The organism is Sphingobium sp. PNB (assembly GCF_019873065.1).
In the GTDB taxonomy this organism is placed as follows: domain Bacteria; phylum Pseudomonadota; class Alphaproteobacteria; order Sphingomonadales; family Sphingomonadaceae; genus Sphingobium; species Sphingobium fuliginis.
This window is the reverse complement of sequence record NZ_JAINEZ010000021.1, coordinates 1-21,002: the sequence shown is the minus strand read 5'-3', so window position 1 is coordinate 21,002 and position 21,002 is coordinate 1. Positions and strand designations below refer to the sequence as shown.

Sequence of the window (21,002 nt, the reverse complement as noted above, 5' to 3'; positions counted from 1 at the left end):
CGCATTGCTCCGCCTGACTGTCAGCCCGCCATCTCATCGGCATCGATGATCGCGCGGGCAAAGGCATGTGGCGCTTCCTGCGGAAGATTGTGTCCTATGCCGCCTTCGATCAGCCTGTGCTCATAGGACGCCAGGAAGCGTGTCCGATAATCCTCGGCGCGCAGGTGGGGGGCGCCATTCGCATCGCCTTCCAGCGTGATGGCGGGAATATTTACGGGCGGAAAGCGCGCAAGCTGGGCCTCCATGCCTGCATAACGAGGCTCCCCTTCGGAGAGGCCGAGCCGCCAGCGATAGTTGTGGATGGTGATCGCCACATGATCGGGATTATCGAGCGCGACAGCTGAACGTGCGAAGGTCGGCTCATCGAAGGCCCAGCGGGGCGATGCGCTTTTCCATATCAGCTTTGCGAAGTCATGCGTGTGTGCCGCATAACCCCGCCGCCCCCGCTCCGTCGCGAAGTAGAATTGATACCACCAGTCACGCTCCGCTTCGGGAAGGAGCGGTACCGCCCCCGCCGCCTGGCTGCCGATGAGATAGCCGCTCACCGAGACGAGCGCGCGCACCCGCTCGGGATAAAGGACGGCGAGAATGCACGCTGTCCGGGCGCCCCAGTCGCAGCCACCCACAATGGGATGTTCCAGACCCAACGCCTCGACAAGTTCGATCGCATCACTGGCAAGCGCTGCCTGCTGACCATTGCGAGGAGATGTGTCGGAGAGGAAGCGGGTTGCGCCATAGCCGCGCAGATAGGGAATGATCACCCGGTAGCCCGAAGCCGCGAGAAGCGGTGCAACCTCGGCATAGCTGTGGATGTCATAGGGCCAGCCATGGAGCAGCAATATGGGGCGACCGCGCGATGGCCCGGCTTCGACATAGGCAATGTCGAGTGTGCTGGTGCGGACCCGCTTAAGCGGGCCAAGGCCCGCCGATCGCGTGCTCGCGTCCACGACTGCTGACGATGCGCGCACGGGCTTGGTCGTTGCCGCCAGAAACGCTGTGCCGCCCAGGATGGAAGCAAGGAAGCCGCGCCGCTCGAAGCGCGAGCGGGCCGGAGCAAACGGTTCCTTCAGATGAGACGGATGCTTGATATCATACAAGATATGCCGCCAGTCGTCTCCGCCAGGTATGCCCATCCTGCCATCTCCGCTTCTGTCTAGACGATAGCGTCATGCCGGGACGAACGCGCCGATCCGCCCCGGCCTGCGCATCAGCCCCGGATGAAGGCCAGCATATCCGCGTTGATTACATCGGCATTGGTAGCCGCCATACCGTGCGGATAGCCGTCATAGGCCTTGAGCACCCCCTTCGCGAGCAGCTTGGCCGACAGCGGGGCAGAATCCGCGAATGGCACGACCTGGTCATCCGTTCCGTGCATAACGAGCGTCGGCACCTGGATCTTCTTCAGATCTTCGGTGAAATCCGTTTCCGAAAACGCCTTGATGCAGTCGTAATGGGCCCTGGCGCTGCCCACCATGCCCTGACGCCACCAATTCTGGATCAGGCCCTGGCTGACCTTCGCGCCCTCGCGATTGAATCCGTAGAACGGCCCCGCCGCGATATCGAGGTAGAATTGGGAGCGGTCCTCGGCGAGGGCCTTGCGGAACCCGTCGAACACCTCGATCGGCAGCCCACCGGGATTGCTGGCCTTCCTGACCATCACGGGCGGCACCGCCCCGACAAGGATCAACTTTGCAAGCGTCCCGGGCTTGGCGCGCGCCGCATAGTGGGCCGCCTCGCCGCCGCCGGTGGAATGGCCGATATGGACCGCATCCTTGAGATCGAGCGCGGCGACCAGCGCGGCGACATCGGCAGCATAGGTATCCATCTCGTTTCCGGTGTCGGTCTGGGTCGAGCGACCGTGACCACGGCGGTCGTGCGCGATGACACGATAGCCCTGCGCGAGGAAGAAAAGCAGCTGGTTGTCCCATTCGTCGGCGGTCAGCGGCCAGCCATGATGGAAGACGAGCGGCTGCGCGTCGCGCGGACCCCAGTCCTTGTAGAAGATCCGAGCGCCGTCATTTGCGGTAATGAAATTCATGGGATGAGCTCCTTGATTTGCGTGAATTAGAGATGCGCCGAGGCCTACGACCGGCCAGCCCAGACCGTTCACGAGGACAGCAGCTCCGCCGGCGGCGCAGAATGCCCGGCGATCGACCATGAAATCTTTAAGTAGCGGCATGCTGTGCTCCTCTGCACCGCGCCAGCTCTGCGCGAGTTCGATTTCGGACAGAGCGGCCTGGTCAGGAATAGTGAAATCCCGCCATTTCTCGACCATACGGGGGGCGCGGCCAGGCTATGCGAAGGTGGAGTGCCTCCCGGCAGAGAGATCAGGACGCGCTGGCGACAAGCGATCAGGCATCAGCGGATACCTCGAACCCGTCCTGACCGAAGGGATTAGAGGCCTGCCACCGCCGCACAGTCGCGCGTTTATGCCTCGACGGCCTAGCTCCTTGGCATCAACGGCAAGGAGACGTCGCAATGAGTATCCCACTTCACCATGCAAATGGCGCACCGGTGACCGACAATCTCAACATCCTCACCGCCGGGCGACGCGGGCCTGCGCTGCTCCAGGATGTCTGGCTCATCGAAAAGCTCGCTCATTTCGATCGCGAGGTCATTCCCGAACGGCGGATGCACGCCAAGGGATCGGGCGCACATGGCACGTTCACGGTCACGCAGGACATATCCCGCTTCAGCAAGGCGAGATTGTTTGCCCGGCCTGGCAAGCAGACGCCGGTGTTCGTCCGGTTCTCGACGGTGGCGGGCGAGCGCGGCGCGGCCGATGCCGAACGCGACATTCGTGGCTTCGCGGTCAAATTCTATACTGAGGAGGGCAACTGGGACCTTGTCGGCAACAACACGCCGGTCTTCTTCTTTCGCGACCCCTTGCGGTTCCCGGATCTCAACCATGCGGTGAAGCGCGATCCGAGGACGGGTTTGAGGAGCGCCGAGAACAATTGGGATTTCTGGACGCTGCTTCCCGAGGCCCTGCATCAGGTGACGATCCTGATGTCCGAGCGCGGCATCCCCAGAAGCTACCGGCACATGCACGGGTTCGGCAGCCATACTTATGCGATGATCAATGCCGCCGGCGAACGCCATTGGGTCAAGTTCCACTTCCGTTGCGAGCAGGGCATCGCAAATCTGAGCGACGGCGAAGCGGCCACGCTGATCGGCAGCGACCGGGAAAGCCATGGCCGGGATCTCCTCGAGGCGATCGACCGCGGTGACTTCCCACGCTGGACGCTTGCGATCCAGGTCATGACCGAGGCGCAGGCCGGGACCCATCGCCACAATCCGTTCGACGTCACCAAGGTCTGGCCGAAAAGCGAATATCCGCTCATTCCTGTCGGCACGCTCGAGCTCAACCGCAATCCGGAGAATTATTTCGCCGAGGTTGAGCAGGTCGCCTTTTCACCGGCTAATCTTGTTCCGGGACTCGGCGTATCGCCCGACCGCATGTTGCAGGCACGCCTGTTCTCCTATGGAGACGCACAGCGTTATCGACTCGGGGTCAATCACCTGCATCTCCCGATCAACGCCCCGCAATGCCCGTTCGCAAGCTACCATCGTGACGGCGCGATGCGCGCGGACGGCAATCTCGGCGCGACGCCCAGCTATTATCCGAACAGCCATGGGGCGTGGGAGGACCAGCCTCATCTGGCCGAACCGACGATGCGGATCGAAGGCGATGCCGCCCATTGGGATCATCGCGACGACGAGGATCACTGGGAGCAGCCCGGCAACCTGTTCCGCAAGATGAACGCAACCGAGCGCGAGGCGCTGTTCGCAAACACCGCCCGGCAGATCGGCGGAGCCACGCGGGCGGTGCAGGAACGGCACGTGGCGAACTGCAATCGCGCGGACCCTGCTTATGGGGATGGTGTCGCCAGGGCGCTCGGCCTGCGCTGACCGCGCGAAGGGCCATGATGGCGGACCGACATTGAGTCAGCGGTCCGCTGCGCCTTCGCCCCTCTCGGCGGTGATGACAGGCAGGGTGAATATGAAGCGCGCGCCGACGGCATCGCCATTTTCGGCCCAGAGCCTGCCGCCATGCGCTTCGATAATCGAGCGGCAGATCGCAAGGCCCATGCCCATGCCATCCGCCTTGGTCGTGAAAAAGGCCTCGAAGACAGTCTCGGGAGAAGGCAGGCCGGATCCGGTATCGGTCACCTCGACTTGCACGCCTTCAGCGACCGCCGAGAGGTGAATGCGTAACGTTCGCCGGTCAGGATCGACATCGACCATCGCTTCCATCGCATTGCGCAGGAGGTTGACCAGAACCTGCTGAATCTGGACGGGGTCGATCGCGACGTGGGGGACGTTCGCTGCCACTCGTGTATGGAGCGCAACCTCGTATCGCGTCAGTTCATCGGCGAGCAGCTCGCACACTTCGCCGATGAGCACATCGAGGCCCAATGACGTTCGCGGCCCCGCGTTCCGGCTGAAGAGCGCGCGAATATGGCTGACGATGTCGGCGGCAGACTGCGCGCTGCGTGCGATCCGATCGACGATCGCCCGTGCCCGATCGACATTGGGAGGGTCCGCCGCCAGCCAGCGGTGGCAGGCCTGCGCATTGGTCATGATCGCCGCGAGAGGCTGGTTGACCTCATGCGCGACCGACGCCGAAAGCTCGGCAAGGCTTGCCGCCTTGCCGGCCCGTGCGAGTTTGTCCTGCGCCGTGCGCAGCTCTTCCTGGGCGCGGATCTGATCTTCGATATCAAGGCAGACGCCATTCCACTGCACAATGGCCCCATCTTCATTGCGCATCGCGGCGATACGGGTCTCGACCCAGCGATATGTTCCATCGAAGCGCCGTTGCCTGTGCGTGAGCGCATAGGGATCGCCCGTCCGAAGCGAATGCATGAATCGCTCGTTGACCTTGGCGAGATCGTCCGGATGGATCACCGCTTCGAGAATGCGTTCGAGCCGCGAAGCGCCGGGCCGGTCCTTCGCGGCGACATCGAAGCCGAAAAATTCCCGCAGGCGTCGGCTGAAATAGATGGGTTCGCCTTCGGGCGTCATGCACCAGATGAGAGCGGGCGCAGTCTCGATCATCTCCCGCAGCGAACGCTCGCTTTCGCGCAGCGCGTCGTCGGTCTTGCGAAAGACGTTGATATCCTGACCCGTTCCGTACCAGCCCGTGACGCGCCCGTCGGCGTCACGCGCCGGGCGGATCGCAAAGCGGTGCCAGACATAATCGCCGCCCGCGCGCAGGACGCGATATTCATAGTTGAAGGGCTCCCCGGCGCGCATGCAGCGCCGCAACTCGGCGGCGGCGCCTTCATAATCGTCCGGATGCACGCCATTCTTCCAGCCAAGATCACCGCCTTCGATGAAGCTGCGTCCGTCCAGAGGAGCGTTCAGATCGTCGAGCGTCATGGCGATCGAGGTCTGCGCCATGGGGGTGGCGTAGGTGAAGTGGCCGGTCGCATCGAACGCGAAGGCGGCGCCATAAAGATTCTCGATCACCTTCGCCGCGCGGACGGCACCCTCGGTTTCGCCAAGCGAGGCGGCGATCGTCCACGCATCATCCGGCCTATGCACGATCGGCGCGACATCCACTCTGATCGGGTAAGGCGGATCGGCGCGATATTCGTGCCACCGCCAGGCCCCGATCCATTCCCGGCGGCGATAGCCGATAATCTGTGGCACGCCGCTGATAAAGGCCCGTGCTTCCGCCTGCGCCATGGCCTCGCGGTCTCCGGGATGGATCATGCCGACATGGCTGCGCCGTCCCGCGAGCCATGCGCCTCCCAACAGGCCGAGGCCCAGCCCGATCGCGAACCATGCCGCCAGAGCGCCGAGCCAGGCTGCGATCGCGACTATAGCCACGGCAATGATCGTCAAAGCCATCCAGCCGCGCGAAAGGGACCTCATGCCTTCAACCTCCTGCATCGCGTCGCCGAGGCACGGGCGTTCTCGATGCGGCGTCTCCGTCATGGCGGAAAGGGATCAGGTCGCGTTCGGCGGGTGAGGAATGAAAGACCGCGGCGCATTTCCCGTCAGCCGACCGACTACCGCATGACGTCCGGCACGGGGCAGGACAACGCGGAATTCCGCTCCGCCGCCAAGCCGGTTCGACGCCGACACCTCACCGCCATGGGCCACGACGATCGACTGGCATATGGCGAGACCAATGCCCATGCCCTGGGGCTTGGTGGTGAAGAAGCCGTCGAAGATGTGATCGAGATGATCTGCCGCGATTCCCGGTCCGCGGTCGCGCAGGGTGAATAGAAGGTTGCCCTTCTCGTCGGTCCCCGTAGCGATCGCGATGTCACGATCGTTTTCTTCGCCGCACTCGACCGCCTGCACCGCATTGATAAGCATGTTCACGATCACTTGCTGGAGCTGAATGCGATCACCGATGACCGGCGGCAAATTGCGGGCGAAGGAAGTCGTTACACGAATCGAGCGCGTTTCGACCTCGTGGCGCACGAAGAGCAGGCTTTCCTGAATGATCTCATTGAACGCGAGCTCGACGGGTTCGGGAGCCTGCTTGACCGCCATGTCCCGCGCGCGTTGCACGATATCATCCGCCCGCCGCGCGTTCGCCGCGATCCGTGCGGTGAGTTGCGCGACCTTGCCGATATCGGGTGTCTCGCGCGCCAGCCAGCGCAGACTGGTCTCGGCATTGGTCACAATGGCGGCAAGCGGCTGGTTAACCTCATGGGCGATCGAACTTGCCAGTTCGCCGAGCATCGAGACGCGCGCCGCGTGGCTGAAATCGGCCTGCAACTGGCGTAACTGCGCTTCCATGCGCAAGCGGTCGGTCACATCTTCCAGACTGAAGATGGTGGTGTCGAGTTCGAGCAGCGGTTCCGGATAGGTGACGGAAAGGCGCACGTCGAGCACGCGGTTGTCGAGCGTGCGAAGCTTCATGAACTCGCTGTAGTTCTTCAGGCCGGTGAACCGCCCGATCATCACGCGCTGTAGCGATGCGGGGCTTTCGGCAAAAAGATATCCGACGGGCCGGATCAGATCCTGCACACCTGTCCCGCCAAAAACTTCGATCGCGCTGCGATTGACATCGGTGACGGGAACCGAGGTCGCCGCGAGTTCGACTAGCTCGGGATGCTGTTCCAGATAGCGCTCGAAGTCGACAACGCCCTGCGCCTTCAACCCCGCATAGATTTTCCCCATATGGCTCGCATCGACCTGCCAGAGAGCGATCGGCATATAATCGATCAGGTTGCGGTAGCGGGCCTCACTTGCGCGCAGGAACGGATAGGAACGATCGTCATCGGCTTCCCCGTAGACTGCGATGAACAGATGGCCCGGCCGTTCGCTGCCCGCACGCCACACGCTGACGACCGGATCGCGCAAAATGCCGTCCGACGCGAGCTGTCGGCGGCACACGCTTCCGTTCTTGTCGTCCAGCGCTTCCAGGATAAGTTCGGCCAATATATTGCGGCTGCCGACCGGCCAGAAAGCGGCGACGGACTGGCCAGTCATGAGGGCGCGTCCGCGATTGCCGCCGACGAGGCGTGCGGTACGCTCATTGACTTCGACGATCCGGGCGGTTTCGACGAGGTGACGATGAAGCCTGTCCATCTCGTCCTCGCCTGCAAGGTCGGTGCGCTCAGCAATCTCGGCGATCATCGCCGAGGCAGGCGAGATGTCGATTCTCCAACTGGCCGCCATCATCCCGTCGGGAACGGCGCCCCCCTGGGCACGCGGATCCCCGGCATCCGTCGCCGGCCGTGCGAATTCGATAACGTCGCGATGTTCGCCCGCCGCGCCATACCGCTGGTGACGCCGCACATCAGCAAAAACGATGTTGCCATCGGGGGTGCACCGTCCCACACGGCCCTGCCACGAGCCTTCCTGCAACAATTGGGTCCAGGCTCGCTTTTCATCCGCAGGTGCCGATGAAAATTTAGTGATCGAGGTCCCGCGCGCTGCAAGCGCGGGCCAGCCGAAGAGTCGTTCCGCAGCGGGGTTCCAGTAGCGCACCTTTCCGTGCCGATCTAGAATGACGACACTTTCCGCCGCAAATTCGGCAATCCCCGTGTCGTCATGCTCCTGGAGGCCGAGAACGATAGTCATCGTCAGCCACCCGGCCCAGAGTTATTCTCGATGGCTATGGTGATCGCGCCAAGCAACTGCTCGTCCGAGACTGGTTTGGTAAACCAGGCATGGACTCCAAGCGAAAGGGCATGCGCCCGCGTTTGCTGATCGAGTACCGATGAAAGGATGATCACCGGCAGTTTGGCGCCTTCATCATGCAGGCGCTCCACAAGTTCGATCCCGGTCATTCCGGGCATACGGATGTCTGTGACCAGACAATCGAAATGGCATTCTGTCCATGCGGCAAGGAAGGCCGCTGCACCGGCGAAAGTGTGGCAGGAGAGCCCCGAGACCATCAGCAGGTCACCAAGGGCTTCGCGCACAGCCTCGTCATCGTCAACGATGGCGACGGTCGGCAATTCAGGCAAGGGGCGACATCCTCTCTAACGCAGGCTCCGGTACAGAAGCCGTCAATGTCGCGCAGCTTGTAAGGCATTGTTACCATACCAAAGACTAGGCCGGGACGACTTCGCGTATATCGAGAGGCAGCTTCTCCCAGGCACGAATCAACTCGCCCACGGACGATGCCTCCATCTTGCGCATCACATTGCTGCGATGTAGCTTCACGGTGATTTCGGTTATGCCGAGGTCGAACGCGATCTGCTTGTTGAGGCGGCCCATGGCCACTTCCCGCATAACCTGACACTCGCGCGGAGTCAGGGTCCGGTAGTGCTCGACATGCTTCTGGACGGTACGAGCATTCGCGCGATCCGAAACATCGCGCTCGATGCCAGCGGTCACTGCGTCAAGCAGGGTCTGGTCGCGCACGGGCTTGGTCAGAAAGTCGACGGCGCCCGCCTTCATCGCCTGAACGGACATCGGAATGTCGCCATGGCCAGTCAGGAACACGATCGGCTTGGAGATACCGGCGGAGGCCAGGTGCTGCTGCAGATCCAGCCCACTCGCTCCGGGCATGCGTACATCGAGGATGATGCATCCTGGCCGTTCAAGAAGCGGAGATTCCACTAGGGCGCTCGTCGAGGAACAACATGCTGCCTCTATTCCGACCGACAGCATCAGTTCACGGATTGCCGCGCGAACCTCCTCGTCGTCATCGACCACGAAGACCAGCGGGGTTTCCTTTTCGATGACCTGACTGATCATGATTCCATGTCCTTCGTTTGCGCCAGCCTTCCCGAGCGTCGCTCCGTCATCCGTTGATCGAACCATGCCCTGGTATCTGCGCCGAATGTGGCTGGCGCCTTGCGCTCGAGCCGCCCACCGATATCCGCGAGAGTCTCGCTTGCGAGCGCATCGCGCATCGCTCTTTCGGCTTTGAGCATGACGGCGTGTATCGAGCAGACACCCCGTGTTGCCCACCTCGGCGCATCTTCTTCAAACAGCGCGCAGCGGCTGCGGATTTCCTGGCAGTCGAAGAGCGGCTTGCGTCCCTCGATCGCGTCGACCAGTTCGAGCACGGTGATTGTCTCCGGTCCGCGAGCGAGGCGATAGCCGCCGCGTACTCCCTCCTCGGCTTCGACGATCCCGGCTTTCTCGAGCTTCAGGAAAATCTTCGCGACGAAGGTAGGCGAGATGCCCTGAAACCGGGCGAGGTCGCGTGCACTACGCGGCTGCTCGCCGGCATCAAGCAACCCCAGCAGGCAATGCAGCCCATATTCCACGCTTGCGGTAAGATGTGCCATAACGAAGACTATAATTGTCTTCGTTTGGTGAGGCAAGGAAATCTGGCCCCTGCCTCGCCTTGCCGGCGGATGTCGCGCGCGATGGGATCAGTCGGCTTTCCGCCGTGGAGGAAGAAAATTGCCGTCGATCCCGCCTGGCCAGGGCGTCACTGTTTCGCCGGCCACCATCCAGATGCCGGAATCCCTGCGCAGGCGAAGCTCATACATCGCCGGCGGCGCATCCGGGCTCATGCGGCGATAGAGGATCGCGGTGGCATGATCGCCTTGCTGTTCGATATGGAGGACGCGGTGTTCGGTCGAGAGCGGATTCTCGCCCGCGTCGCGACGAGACCGGAACTCGGCGATCGAATCATCGCGGCGCACGCGGGTCACACCGCCGTCACTGCCGAGAACCAGAAAGATCTGGTCCGGCGTATAGAGCTTCTCCATGCCTTCGATATCGTAGGCACTGCCAACGTGAACGACATCATGGATCAAGTCATGAATTGCGGGATCGATTTCCGATTGTGTCATCATAGAGGTTCCTTCCAGGATTAACGGGCATGATCAGAGCAGCGCCATGCCGCCATCGACGCGCAGATTAATGCCGGTGATGAAACTGCTGGCATCCGACGCGAGGAACAGCGCTGCGCGCGCGAGCTCCTCAGGCTGACCGAGCCGGCCGAGCGGGATCGCTCCCGCCATCATGGCGGTGAAGGCATCGCGCTTCTCCACAGGGACGCCGAGCTTTTCGAGTATTTCCGTTTCGGTGGGGCCCGGGCTCAGAATATTGACGCGGATGCCGCGTCCCTTGAACTCAAGCGCCCAGCTTCGCGCGAAAGCGCCGATAGCTGCTTTCGTGCCGGCATAGACTGCATGACCTTCAAGGACTTTTTCGCTCGCGAGCGAGCCAAGGAGAATGATCGACCCGCCGTCACGCAACGTCGGAGCTATGGCTTGCACGCCGAAAAAAGTACCCCGCGCATTGATTCCGAACTGGGTATCAAACTCGGTCTCGGAAACCCGATCCGAAGCCGTTATCGTGTTCACCCCGGCATTCGCCATATAAATGTCGGCGCCGCCGAAACGCTCACGAATGACCTCCGCAACCTTATGATGATGTGCCGGATCGGCAACATCACCCCGAACCGCCAGCGCGGTGGCGCCGATCGCCTCAACCGCATTGTCAAGGGCTTGCTGACGGCGCCCGGTGATCACAACTTGCGCGCCCTTCTCAGCAAAGAGCTTCGCACTCGCGAGCCCGATGCCGCTGTTGCCGCCGGTGATGACGGCGACCTTCCCGACCAGATTTGTCATGATTGACCTCCGATATTGAAACCGGAGATGCATTTGGTTTTTCCATGAAAGAAAATTAGTCTCGACTATGGCACAGCATTTTTGCCAAAACCTATCAAATGAGTACCGGTCTCGAACTCGCCCCCGGCCTTCAGGCCTTCGTCCGGGCCGCAGAGGCTGGTTCGTTCAGCGCCGCCGCCCGGCTCGCCGGAACGACCCCCTCTGCCATTTCGAAAAGTGTCGAACGCCTTGAAAAGCGGCTCGATGTGAAGCTCTTTTTGCGCTCGACCCGATCGCTCACGCTGACTGTCGACGGAACCGCTTATTACGAGCGGGTGGCACCCTTGTTGCGCGCTCTTGATGAAGCAGGAGAGGTCCTGAGCAAGACGGGCCGAGCGCGCGGGGCGCTACGCGTCAGCATTCCTGGCGTGCTTGGCCCGACGATCGTCGAGCATCTGACGCGTGGGTTCGTTCAGCGCTATCCTGAGATCAAACTCGATATCAGTATTACCGACCGCCATGTCGATCTCGTGCGCGAAGGCTTCGACACCGCATTGCGCGCCGGAGCAGTCGACGCCGCCGACTGGATGGTCCGGCGCATCGCGACCCTGCCGCTCATACTTGTTGCAGCGCCTGCCTGGCTTGAGCGCTCCGGGCATCCCGAGACGCGAGAGGACCTTATGCGGGCAGATCATATTCGCTACCGCCTCGGTTCAAACGCTTATCCGATCCGCTTCGCCGATGGGTGTGAATTGGAAACTGATCGGGTTCTCGACACCGACTCCGGCCAGGCCATGCGGATTGCGGCCATCGCTGGTTTGGGGATGGCGCAATTGCTTCGGCTCGCGGTTGCAGATGATCTCTCGGCCGGCCGACTCGTCGAAGTGTTGCCGGGAGATCCTCTCACGGCTGTCCCGGTCCTGTCCCTGCACGCCTTCGGGCGCCTCGTTCCCCTGCGAGTTCAGCTATTCATCGACTTTCTTGTGGAAGTCCTCGCGCCCCACTCGGTCTAACGGGTCCAGCGCATTTGAATGGTTCTGGCGGATTTATGTTGCGGTTGCACAGGCAACCATCCCGTAGCTGTAAGGGCGCACATCCGCAGAATGCTGCGCGTGCGCGCCCAGACATGAACGTTACCCAAGCTGCCGTCAGTAATCCCAGAAGGACGCGACCCAACGGAAGGCGTCGCCATCGACTGCAACATGGCCAACCGACGGAAATGGCAGATGTGTGGCAACCAGCAGTTCACCGCTCGCCGCCGCGTCCTGCAGAAGGCGGACGCGGACGCGCACAGACTCTTCCGGGTCATGCTCGAAGCCATTATGCCAGTCAGGATGCTCGAAGCCGACCGGGAACAGGGCATCCCCGGCGAAGGTCAGACGCTCGCCGCCGGAAGCGAGATGGACCACGCAGTGACCAGGCGTATGGCCGCCGGTGAGCTTGGCGACCACACCGGGCGCCACTTCATACTCGTCTTCGAAAGTTCGAAGGTTGCCGCGATAGACCTTGATGAACTCTGCGGCAGTGGAGCGAAGAACCTTCGGCACCGGGGTTGGCATCGAGGTGAACGAGAAGTCCGGCGCATCCCAGAACGCGACTTCGGTCGCCGAAACGTGAATTCGCACGTCAGGGCTCAGCCGTTTCTTGACGTCCTCGACCAGTAGTCCGCCGACATGGTCCATGTGCATGTGGGTGATGATGACGTCCGTGACGGATGCGAGGTCGATGCCCGCTGCTTCCAGACGCTTGGGAAACTGGCCCGCGCGGGGGAAGCCAGGGAATTGTCCTCCGAGGCCCGCGTCGATCAGGATCGTCTGGTCGCCGCTCCGGACCACAAGAACATTGAGCGCCCAGTCGAACATGTCGGGTCCGACGAACATATCCTTGAACCAGGCGGCACGAACGGTCGGGTCCACGTTAGTAGCCATGGTTTCGGTCGGTAAAGGCAGGACGCCGTCGCTGACTACGAGGACATTGAGGTCGCCGACACTTAGCGCGTACCGCGAGGGCACGAGATCGTCGGCATCACTCGTGCCGGGTTTGGCAATGGTATCGAGTTTCATGCTAAATTCCTTTCAATTGCCGTCAACGCCACGGCGATAGCCAAGCTACGCGGGAGCATTTGATGGATCGATTGGATCGAAGCATCGCCTGAGATATACGGTCGGGTAGGTTTGGGGAGAGCAGAGTTTAGGGCGGATCACCTTTCCGGATGATACGTATGCGGCACCTATCCATCGGGATGGATCTTCCGCGACGAATGTAGCATCGCATCGCCCGCATCACGATATTAGTTCAGTGTGGCAGTCCGCAGGAAACCGCCCCCACCCCGACCTCGGACTGACCGCTGGTTAGCGGTAGTTTGAGCGGGCCGGTTACCCCCCCCGACCGGCCCGCTCTTTTAATAACCATGTCAGCATTGATTGGTCTTTACTCTATTCCTGATGACAGTCGATCGAAGGCAAAGTCGCAATGACCGCCATTTACCCCTGTTGTGAAGTGCAGCTTGCATCCGGAAATGTCGATGTGAACGCACGAAGGAGCCCTGTGTTCGTTTATCAGCAACAGTCTAGTTGACCCCTTGATCTGCCGTGACATCAATTACGCATCGCACCGGCTTTTTCGCCTTTGAGGCCGTCGCGCGACATTTGTCGATCTCGTCGCGATTGTTCTGCACAAGCGCATTGGAGAACAGCACCGTGCGCCAGCGTTCCGGCTCGGCGGTAGCAAGCAGGCGTTCCCCGGCTGTCCAGCGGTCAAGGCCGAGGGTGCGGGCGGCCATTCGTTCCGGTAAATGCCAGCTATCGGGCAAAGTACGTGCGACGAAGCCGGGAAGGAACGAGCAAAGCACGATGGCCGCCAGCGCGCCGCCTATCCCCCGTTGATGACGCTGGCGGCGTTGATCGCGGGCGGTGGCGACCGTTCCCTGGATATATTCCATCCGGGCCGTCGCCTTGTTGAATCGCTCCTGCACCTGCCCGATGGTCGCGGCATCCTCCGCGCGCGCCTTGGCGGCGGTGGCCGTGATCCGCTCGGCCATCGCTTCGGGCGTGATCTCCATAGCGGGCCGACGCGCAAGCGCGTTGATCGCGGTTCGCATCTTTTCGAGAAGTGCCGCGATCTCGCCAAGCGTCTCGCTGTAATCGGGCGTGGCTTCACGCTTGGCGGCAAGCCCGGCGATAGCGGCTTCGAGCAAATCTACCTTTTCGGCAAGACGCGCGAAGGCGTGCGCGGCCGGGTCCGCGTCGGGGGCAAGGGCTGGCAGGGTGTCCATGATCGTTTCTCCTATCTGCTAAGTCCGTGGTCGTGGCTGCGGCCCATCTCGATCCCGACGCTGGAAGCGAGGTCATGGGTGAGCTTGCGGCCGGTATCGAAGTCGATGCCGAATTCCTGCTTGCGGCCGCGCAACAGCGATTCCACCTGGGCGTCGCGTTCGAGGCTTTTCGCCATGCCCGCCATCTGCTCGGACACTTTGCGCGCGCCCCGGAAATCCCCGTCGCGCTGTAGCTCCTCGCGGTGCTGGCCGAGTTGCCGCCAGCCTTCCACGAACCTGTCGGCGCGCTTGTCGGGATCGGTGCGGATTTCTGCTTCAAGCTGCATGGCGCGGATGGCTTGGCGGACACGTCCGCCCGCTGCATCGGACGCCAAGGCAGGATCGCGACTGTAAGCCCGTTCCATGTCCTGGGCGGCGTGCTTGCTGGTCTGGTTCATCGCCTCGCGGGCCTTGTCGAGTTCGGCGCGCTGATGGGGCAGGACGGGCAAGCCCTGACCCTGCATCTTCCAGATGCTCGCGACCGCGCGGGCATGGCGCTGAACGGCAATGGCCCGCATGCGCTCACGCTCGGCCCGTGCGGCTGCGACCGGGTCATGGTTTTGCGCGGGCGGCCGGAAGCTTGCGAATATCCCCTGCTCGCACTGCGGCTGCGGCGCGGGCGGCCGGAAATTGTCGAACATGCCGCGTTGCCGTTCCGGCGTGGGCGATGCCCCGCGATCCTGTCCGGGCAGAGACAGGCGCAACCCGTCGAAGATGCCGCGCGCTTTCTCCGCGCCTGCGCGGGCGATTCCCATGATGCGCTCGCCAATGCCGATGCCGCGCCGATCTGCGAACTCGCGCGCGGGGTCGGCTTGGCGGTAGTCGCTCGCCATGTCCTTGACGCGCTCGCGGGACAGCGTGCGGATAAGGCGGGTGTCGTACTTGAAGTCGTCGCGGCCGTAGTGGAGCGCCATGCCCTCCCGGTGGCGGGTCATGCCGACATAGGCCCCATGCCGGTCCATGCTCGGTGTGGCGAGCATATGGGAGCGATCCACGCTCATGCCCTGCGCCTTGTGGATCGTGGCGGCATAGCCGTGATCTACGTGGGCATAATCTTTCGTATCGAAGGATACGGAACGTCCGTCATCGGTGCGGACGGTCACGCCCTGCTGGTTCACCTGCTCGACGGTGCCAAGCGTGCCGTTCTTCACCTCAAGCCCGCGCTCATTGCGAAGAAACATAATCCGGTCACCTGATGCGAAGGCACGGGGGCCGCGCTCGGTTTTCACCTGCACGTCATCGCCAAGCTCGCCCGCCGCCCGCATCCGGTCGCGCGCGGCTTCGTTGAGTTCTCGCACCTCGTCATTGGTATGGGTGAGGATGATGCGGGATTGATCCGGCGCTGCGATGCGCTCGCGGTCCCACCGTTCGACAAGCTCGGTGCGCGCCTGCTCGCGCGTCTCGGCGGCGTGGACCATGCCGCGCTCCGCATAAGCCCGGATCGCCTCGCCAGTCCTGCCGGTCGCCAGATGCCGGGTGGCGTCCTGCTGCCACTCGACATGCTGGCGGCGGACCTCTGTAATCTCGACACCGCCATGCCGTTCGTTGATCGCCCGAAAGGCCGCGCCCGCCTCAATGGCCTGCAACTGCTGCGGGTCGCCTACCAGCACGACCTTTGCGCCCACGTCGGCGGCATGGGACAGCACGCGCTCCATCTGGCGCGTGCCGACCATGCCCGCCTCGTCGATCACCAGCACATCGCGGGCGGCCAGAAGCTCGCGCCCTTGGCTCCATTGATGTTCAAGGCTGGCGATGGTGCGCGAGGCGATGCCGGAGCCGTTCTCAAGACCTTCGGCGGCGATGCCGGACAGGGCAGCGCCGCGCACCTCGAACCCGCCGCGCTCCCATGCCTCACGCGCAACGCCAAGCATGGCGCTCTTGCCGGTCCCGGCGTAACCGACGACCAGGCCAAGCCCGCACTCGCCCGTCACATGATCGAACGCCGCGCGCTGCTCGCCGGTCAACGCCAGCCCGCGCCCCTCCGCGCTCGCCAATGCGGCGGCGCGATCCTTCTCATCCACGCGATGCCGCTCGCGCTCCGCCATCAGTTCGGACGCATGCTGCAACCGCTGCTCGGTTTCGATCATGTCGCGGCTGGTGGACCTGTCGTCGCCGCGCCCGTCCTTGCCCAAGGCGACAAGATCGGGCGAGGCGCGAACGGCGCTCATCGCGCGGTCGAACTGCTCTTTGCCGTCCGTGTGGCGATGCACGAACATCGCTACGTCGCGCTTGGTGAATGTCGCTTGCTGGTGGGTGATGGCGTCCAGAGCAACGCGCGGGTCGGCAATGATGCGTTCGCCGTTGCGCTGCGCGATGGCGCGGTGATCTTCGATGCGCTCGGATTCAAGTCCGCGCTCGCCCATGCGTTGCGCGGCCGGACCGATCTTGTCTTGTGGCTCAAGGCCGATGCCCTGCGCCTCAAGGGAGCGGTGATCTATGCGGGCATCTATATCCAGTTCCGCAAGCCGGGTGTTGACGTGATCGGCCCACCGCTCCCGCCATTGCTCGACAAGCTCGGTCCTGTTCCAGTCGCGTTCCTTCGCGCCGAAACCGTCGGGACCAACCTCGCGCATGGTGAGCATGACATGGGCATGAGGCTTCGCCAACCCGTCCGCGCCGATATCCCAATGCACATTCAAGTCCGCGATCATGCCGCGATCGACAAACTCGGCCTGAACGAAGTCCTGTGCGAGCGCGATGCCCTGTTGCTGGTTCATCTCGCGCGGAATGGAAAACTCCACCTCGCGGGAAAGCTGCGCGTCCTTGCGCTTCTCGGTCGCCTCGACCTCGTTCCAGAGGGTCGCGCGATCCGAGAAGCGTTCGGGTGCGCCTTCGGGCAGGAGGATCTCCGAATGGACGACACCCGACTTATGCGTGAAGTCATGGTCGCGGTCCAGCCGGTCATCGTGCAGCCGCTCGGCCGAACGATAGGCGGCTGCCGCGACAGCGCTGCGCCCTTGCGCGCGGCCAATGACCTGAACGGAGAAATGGTAGATCGCCATAGCGATCATCCATTTACTGCCTTAAGCGCACGTCGGCACGACGTATAAGCGCGCCCTTCTCGAAAATTTCTCGGACGGGACTAGGCGGTGTCAGGCTGTCCCGGCGACTCTACTGCGCGATGGCGAGGTTTATCTTATCATCGCTCCATCGTCACTCAATGGAGACTTAACGATGCGTAAGCCGCGTGATTTTGATTCGGAACTCAAAGCCCTTGCCGACAAGGCAAAGGCGCTCAAGGAACGCCGCGTGCGCCAGTTGGGCGAACTGGTGGCGGCGTGCGGAGCCGATGCGCTCGATGCCGATCTGCTCGCCGGGGCTTTGCTGCAGGCCGTCGCAGCGAAGGACTCGGCGACGAAGGAGGGTTGGCGCAAGACGGGCGCGGCCTTCTTTCGCGGCGAAAAACGCCAGCCTGCGAGCGGAGCTGGACGCAGCCCGAGCGGCACTCTCCCGCTTGAAGGCGGCTCGGCATCGGCTTGAGGCACGAAAGGCGCGAACCGACATGCGCGAATGGGCCATCAAGCGCCGCGAACGCACGCGGCACCTGATCGAGTTGGGCGGCCTCGTCACCAAGGCCGGACTGGTCGATTTGACCGACGATGATCGCGCTACCCTCTATGGCGCGTTCCTCACCGTTGCCGACAGGTTGCGCGGGCCAGAGCGGAACAACGCGCTGGCGCTGTGGCAACGAAAAGGCAAACGCGCGTTCGAGACGGAGAAGCCATCGGCTAATTGATCGTCGCAGGTTCCGAGACCCTATCGCGCAACCACTGTTCGAACCGGTCCGGGCCTCGCGCGATATGGCGAACGGCGCGGAGCATACGATGCCGCACGATCCATTGGAAGGTTCCCATGTGTTTGGAAATCTGCGCGTAGCTCAGTTGATCGACGCGATTGAGGAAGAAGGTGTCGTAAACGCGTGGAGGCATGGCCGCGACGATCATCTGCATGAGGGTTCGGTCGTCGTCGCCATGATCGGTCCATGGGATCGGACCAGCGATGCCCAATGCCGCTAACCGTTCCTCGCAATAGGCGCGATGGCGCCGATGCAGGTCAGCCTCGGCAAGGGCGATGCGCGGATCGTTGCGGCGTCGGGGTTCTGCCCCATCAAGCATGATGCGGATCATGCCGAGCGCCTCGACGAGGCAGGATTCCACCGCCTGCGCGTCGATGGACAATCGAAGGGCGATTTCATCATAGGACAGGGCATCCAGACGAACGAGCAGGAATATGACACGCGTCAGGACCGGCAGACGGTCGACGGCTTTCCTGTAGGTAGCGAGCCGTTCGGCGTCGGGGTCAGGCGCGTCGGCCATGGCACGCCTCCCCATATATGGCGACCATGCCGTCCAGCCGCTCGCGGCAGAGCCGTTCGAGCAGGCCGTGCAGTTGTGTCACGCGCTCCATCGCCCATGCCAGTTCGTCGGGACTGATGCGATAGGAACGGCCATAGCGAACCTCGACATAGGCACGGCGGATGCAGCCGAAGGCGCGGCGCTCGAACGGGGTTGCGCGTGGCCATGCGATGGACAGGCGCGCGTCCAGCGCCTCGGCCCTTTCGCGCAGTTCATCCAGCGCATGGGTGCGCGGACCATGCAGGGTGATCGTCCAGAGGACACATTGGTAGAGATGTTCGCACGCCTGATGCAGCAACAGTGCCGCCATGGGCGCATTGCCCTCGCTCCGGTAGAAAGCCGCGCCCAGCAGGAAATCGCTTGCCCGATCATGCCAGCGGGCGAACTCGGACTGTCCCCGCGCATGCCGTTCCTGCATAGGTAGCAAGCGTGGCGACAGAAGCCGGAAACCTTCCATCTCATAGAGCGGGATGCCTTCGCCCGCGATCGCGACAAAATGCGGAATACCCTTGGCCAAGGCGCTGTTGAACTGTTCCAGGCTATGGACGGTCAGCCGCACCGGGCGAGATATCTCGCCAAACTCCCATGCGCGGCGCAATCGGTCGCGCGCCAGTCGCCAATCCCGCCGCGTTCGCGCCAGCCGGGGATGATTGACGATCGCCAGCAGATGGAAGGCATCCTCCGGCGCGACATTCCACGAATCGGACCGCGCATGGGAGCCATGCAGGATCAGGGTCAGGATACGGCCTGATCGATAGTGCTCTGACAGCCTGCCCTTGAGGTTTTCCGCAAAGGTTTCGAACAGCATCGCCGTGACGCGGCACAGTTCCTGCCGCACCGGCCATGGCAGATGCTCCCTGTCGGTGGACGGCATCATGAGCGGGTTTCCCGTTGTTCGCGATGCCAACCGTTCGGGCGGCGATGGCCGGTGACGTCATGCACGCGGTCGAGCAGGCCACGCAGCAGCGGGCGAACCTCGTCCACCGTGAACCCGCCATTGTTAGGGGACGGCGCATCGATCCGATGGACATGACCCCATTTCCAATAGGGGGAAAGAACGGCGGCGAGCCGCGCCATGTCGGGGCAGTCATGCCCCAAACCGGTCGCGTTGGCATGGGCGAGCGACTTGGCGACATCCAGCCGGATATGGCGGGCGTTCCACTCGTCGGCAAAACCAACGTCGAGCAGGTGGGAGGAAAGCGCAAGCTGGGCGACAATGCCGGACCGGTACAGCATCTCACCGCCGTCATTGTCGTAGAGGCCGTGCCCCAGTCCCCAATAAAAGGACTCGGCATTGTGATAGCGGAAGCGGCTCAGGCTTCGTCCCGCCTTGGTCCGAACAAGCGCTGCCGGTGAATCACCATAGTGGTCGTGAAGATCGGCCAGAACTTCACCCCAGGGTGAGGCGACGGCGGTGGAAACGGCAATCGGCGTGGCGGTCAGCGCGCGCAACAGTGCGCGGCGCGATGTGCCGCCTACCGAATCATCAGAAGGAAAATTGGGTGAGGTCATCGGCCTGCTTTCCTCATTTCGCCATCCTGAAACGCCGAATGGCGATCCAGAGATATTAAGCGGCACCGCTTATAACTCGGAATGTGGGAAATATGCAATAACCGGCACCGCTTAATCTGCTTCCGGTTGAATGGGTGTCGTGCGCGGTTACGACACAATTATGGGAAGGCCACCGCTCAACGTGAAATCGACCAACATCCGTTTGCCGGAAGGTCTCGGCGAGCGAATTGACAAGCTGGTCGGGCGGCAACGCAGGGCCGCGTTCATTCGTACTGTGCTTGAACGCGAAGTAGAGCGTTTGGAGGGCGAGCAGGGCAAGGCAGGATAGGGAAACGGGTCATTTCTGGCCTGACGGAAAACCCCTCCAACCACTATGCTGGGAGATATTTCCGCAGAAATGCATGACCAATGTGCAAAAGTGGTGTGTTTTCCAACAGCCGACTTGCGCCAATTTCTGGCGATTTGTCTACTCCGGGCCGATCCCAAAAGCTGCCGTTCGTGAGGAACAATCAGCGACCTTTTTCAATGACGGTCTGTATCGATGGCTTACGTCCCAAGCAAATATTCCACGAAGTCCTCACTGAAGTTCCACCGGGGGACTTGATTGCGACGAACATCGTAGATCGCGCCGTAATGTTCACAGATTTGGAGCTTGGCGAGCAGTTCGTCGTGGTCCTCGTGGAAATAGACGAAAAACGGGATTGGACCGGGGTTATAACTCACACGCCTGGACAGAGCGATGATCTCCCTAGGTTTCGTGGACAAAGGGTATCCATTGCAGGGCTGAGACGAGATTGACGAAGCCGAGGTAGGACTCTTTGGTTTTGTCGTATC

General features: G+C 62.4%; 20 protein-coding genes. 5 read left to right on the top strand and 15 right to left on the bottom strand.

Annotated elements, in window-relative coordinates:
* Positions 1–20: 20 nt before the first annotated feature.
* Entirely contained in the window at positions 21–1,097 is a 1,077-nt protein-coding gene (locus K7W03_RS09565) for an alpha/beta fold hydrolase (protein WP_226869999.1), read from the bottom strand.
* Between the two features lie 110 nt (positions 1,098–1,207).
* Positions 1,208–2,038, bottom strand: a complete 831-nt coding sequence (locus K7W03_RS09560) for an alpha/beta fold hydrolase (RefSeq protein ID WP_103000356.1) — start codon at positions 2,036–2,038, stop codon at positions 1,208–1,210.
* A gap of 440 nt (positions 2,039–2,478) precedes the next feature.
* On the opposite strand from K7W03_RS09560, the gene K7W03_RS09555 reads away from it, so the two are divergent.
* Positions 2,479–3,912, top strand: a complete 1,434-nt coding sequence (locus K7W03_RS09555; protein WP_222886170.1) for a catalase — start codon at positions 2,479–2,481, stop codon at positions 3,910–3,912.
* Between the two features lie 36 nt (positions 3,913–3,948).
* Here the strand turns inward: K7W03_RS09555 and K7W03_RS09550 are convergent, their stop codons facing one another.
* The 7 genes from K7W03_RS09550 to K7W03_RS09520 all read right to left on the bottom strand — a co-directional run bounded on the left by K7W03_RS09550 (position 3,949) and on the right by K7W03_RS09520 (position 11,009).
* Positions 3,949–5,880 (bottom strand): PAS domain-containing protein, encoded by a 1,932-nt coding sequence (locus K7W03_RS09550; RefSeq protein WP_222886169.1) that lies wholly within the window; start codon positions 5,878–5,880, stop codon positions 3,949–3,951.
* A 75-nt stretch (positions 5,881–5,955) separates the two neighbouring features.
* Complete coding sequence (locus K7W03_RS09545) at positions 5,956–8,049, bottom strand: ATP-binding protein (protein WP_226869996.1); 2,094 nt, start codon at positions 8,047–8,049, stop codon at positions 5,956–5,958.
* Positions 8,050–8,051: 2 nt separating this feature from the next.
* Complete coding sequence (locus K7W03_RS09540; protein ID WP_226869994.1) at positions 8,052–8,438, bottom strand: response regulator transcription factor; 387 nt, start codon at positions 8,436–8,438, stop codon at positions 8,052–8,054.
* An 85-nt stretch (positions 8,439–8,523) separates the two neighbouring features.
* Entirely contained in the window at positions 8,524–9,174 is a 651-nt protein-coding gene (locus tag K7W03_RS09535; protein ID WP_103000351.1) for a response regulator transcription factor, read from the bottom strand.
* The gene (locus K7W03_RS09530; RefSeq protein WP_103000350.1) at positions 9,171–9,713 is read right to left on the bottom strand and encodes an RrF2 family transcriptional regulator; all 543 of its coding nucleotides are present in this window, start codon (positions 9,711–9,713) and stop codon (positions 9,171–9,173) included. Before K7W03_RS09530 ends, K7W03_RS09535 begins: the two co-directional genes overlap by 4 nt.
* Positions 9,714–9,800: 87 nt before the next feature.
* Positions 9,801–10,229 (bottom strand): nuclear transport factor 2 family protein, encoded by a 429-nt coding sequence (locus tag K7W03_RS09525; RefSeq protein WP_226869991.1) that lies wholly within the window; start codon positions 10,227–10,229, stop codon positions 9,801–9,803.
* 30 nt (positions 10,230–10,259) lie between these two features.
* Positions 10,260–11,009 carry a glucose 1-dehydrogenase gene (locus tag K7W03_RS09520; protein WP_103000349.1) on the bottom strand — a complete coding sequence of 250 codons (750 nt, stop codon included), beginning with the start codon at positions 11,007–11,009 and terminating at the stop codon, positions 10,260–10,262.
* A gap of 98 nt (positions 11,010–11,107) precedes the next feature.
* Here K7W03_RS09520 and K7W03_RS09515 point away from each other — a divergent pair, with 98 nt between their 5' ends.
* Positions 11,108–12,001, top strand: a complete 894-nt coding sequence (locus K7W03_RS09515) for a LysR family transcriptional regulator (RefSeq protein WP_103000348.1) — start codon at positions 11,108–11,110, stop codon at positions 11,999–12,001.
* A gap of 135 nt (positions 12,002–12,136) precedes the next feature.
* Here the strand turns inward: K7W03_RS09515 and K7W03_RS09510 are convergent, their stop codons facing one another.
* The 3 genes from K7W03_RS09510 to traA form a co-directional block, all read right to left on the bottom strand.
* Complete coding sequence (locus tag K7W03_RS09510) at positions 12,137–13,051, bottom strand: MBL fold metallo-hydrolase (protein WP_103000347.1); 915 nt, start codon at positions 13,049–13,051, stop codon at positions 12,137–12,139.
* 506 nt (positions 13,052–13,557) lie between these two features.
* Positions 13,558–14,262, bottom strand: coding sequence for a DUF6118 family protein (locus K7W03_RS09505; protein WP_103000346.1), 705 nt, complete (start codon positions 14,260–14,262; stop codon positions 13,558–13,560).
* Positions 14,263–14,273: 11 nt separating this feature from the next.
* On the bottom strand, positions 14,274–17,303 hold the full coding sequence (gene traA / locus K7W03_RS09500; RefSeq protein ID WP_222886168.1) for a Ti-type conjugative transfer relaxase TraA: 3,030 nt from the start codon (positions 17,301–17,303) through the stop codon (positions 14,274–14,276).
* 172 nt (positions 17,304–17,475) lie between these two features.
* Between traA and traD the strand changes: the two genes are divergently transcribed.
* Positions 17,476–17,781 carry a conjugal transfer protein TraD gene (gene traD, locus K7W03_RS09495; protein ID WP_103000344.1) on the top strand — a complete coding sequence of 102 codons (306 nt, stop codon included), beginning with the start codon at positions 17,476–17,478 and terminating at the stop codon, positions 17,779–17,781.
* A gap of 22 nt (positions 17,782–17,803) precedes the next feature.
* Positions 17,804–18,037, top strand: a complete 234-nt coding sequence (locus tag K7W03_RS09490) for a conjugal transfer protein TraD (RefSeq protein ID WP_103000343.1) — start codon at positions 17,804–17,806, stop codon at positions 18,035–18,037.
* On the opposite strand, the gene K7W03_RS09485 is transcribed toward K7W03_RS09490, so the two are convergent.
* Genes K7W03_RS09485 through K7W03_RS09475 form a run of 3 tightly spaced genes read right to left on the bottom strand, consistent with a single transcriptional unit; the run spans position 18,030 to position 20,168 of the window.
* The gene (locus K7W03_RS09485; protein ID WP_172451805.1) at positions 18,030–18,617 is read right to left on the bottom strand and encodes a sigma factor-like helix-turn-helix DNA-binding protein; all 588 of its coding nucleotides are present in this window, start codon (positions 18,615–18,617) and stop codon (positions 18,030–18,032) included. The genes K7W03_RS09490 and K7W03_RS09485 overlap by 8 nt on opposite strands.
* On the bottom strand, positions 18,601–19,533 hold the full coding sequence (locus K7W03_RS09480; RefSeq protein ID WP_103000341.1) for a HEPN domain-containing protein: 933 nt from the start codon (positions 19,531–19,533) through the stop codon (positions 18,601–18,603). The genes K7W03_RS09485 and K7W03_RS09480 overlap by 17 nt, the downstream gene beginning before the upstream one ends.
* Positions 19,530–20,168: a hypothetical protein gene (locus K7W03_RS09475; protein WP_222886167.1), complete on the bottom strand. Its 639-nt coding sequence runs from the start codon at positions 20,166–20,168 to the stop codon at positions 19,530–19,532. The genes K7W03_RS09480 and K7W03_RS09475 overlap by 4 nt, the downstream gene beginning before the upstream one ends.
* A gap of 130 nt (positions 20,169–20,298) precedes the next feature.
* Between K7W03_RS09475 and K7W03_RS09470 the strand changes: the two genes are divergently transcribed.
* On the top strand, positions 20,299–20,496 hold the full coding sequence (locus K7W03_RS09470) for a hypothetical protein (RefSeq protein WP_037444843.1): 198 nt from the start codon (positions 20,299–20,301) through the stop codon (positions 20,494–20,496).
* The last annotated feature ends 506 nt before the right edge of the window (positions 20,497–21,002 follow it).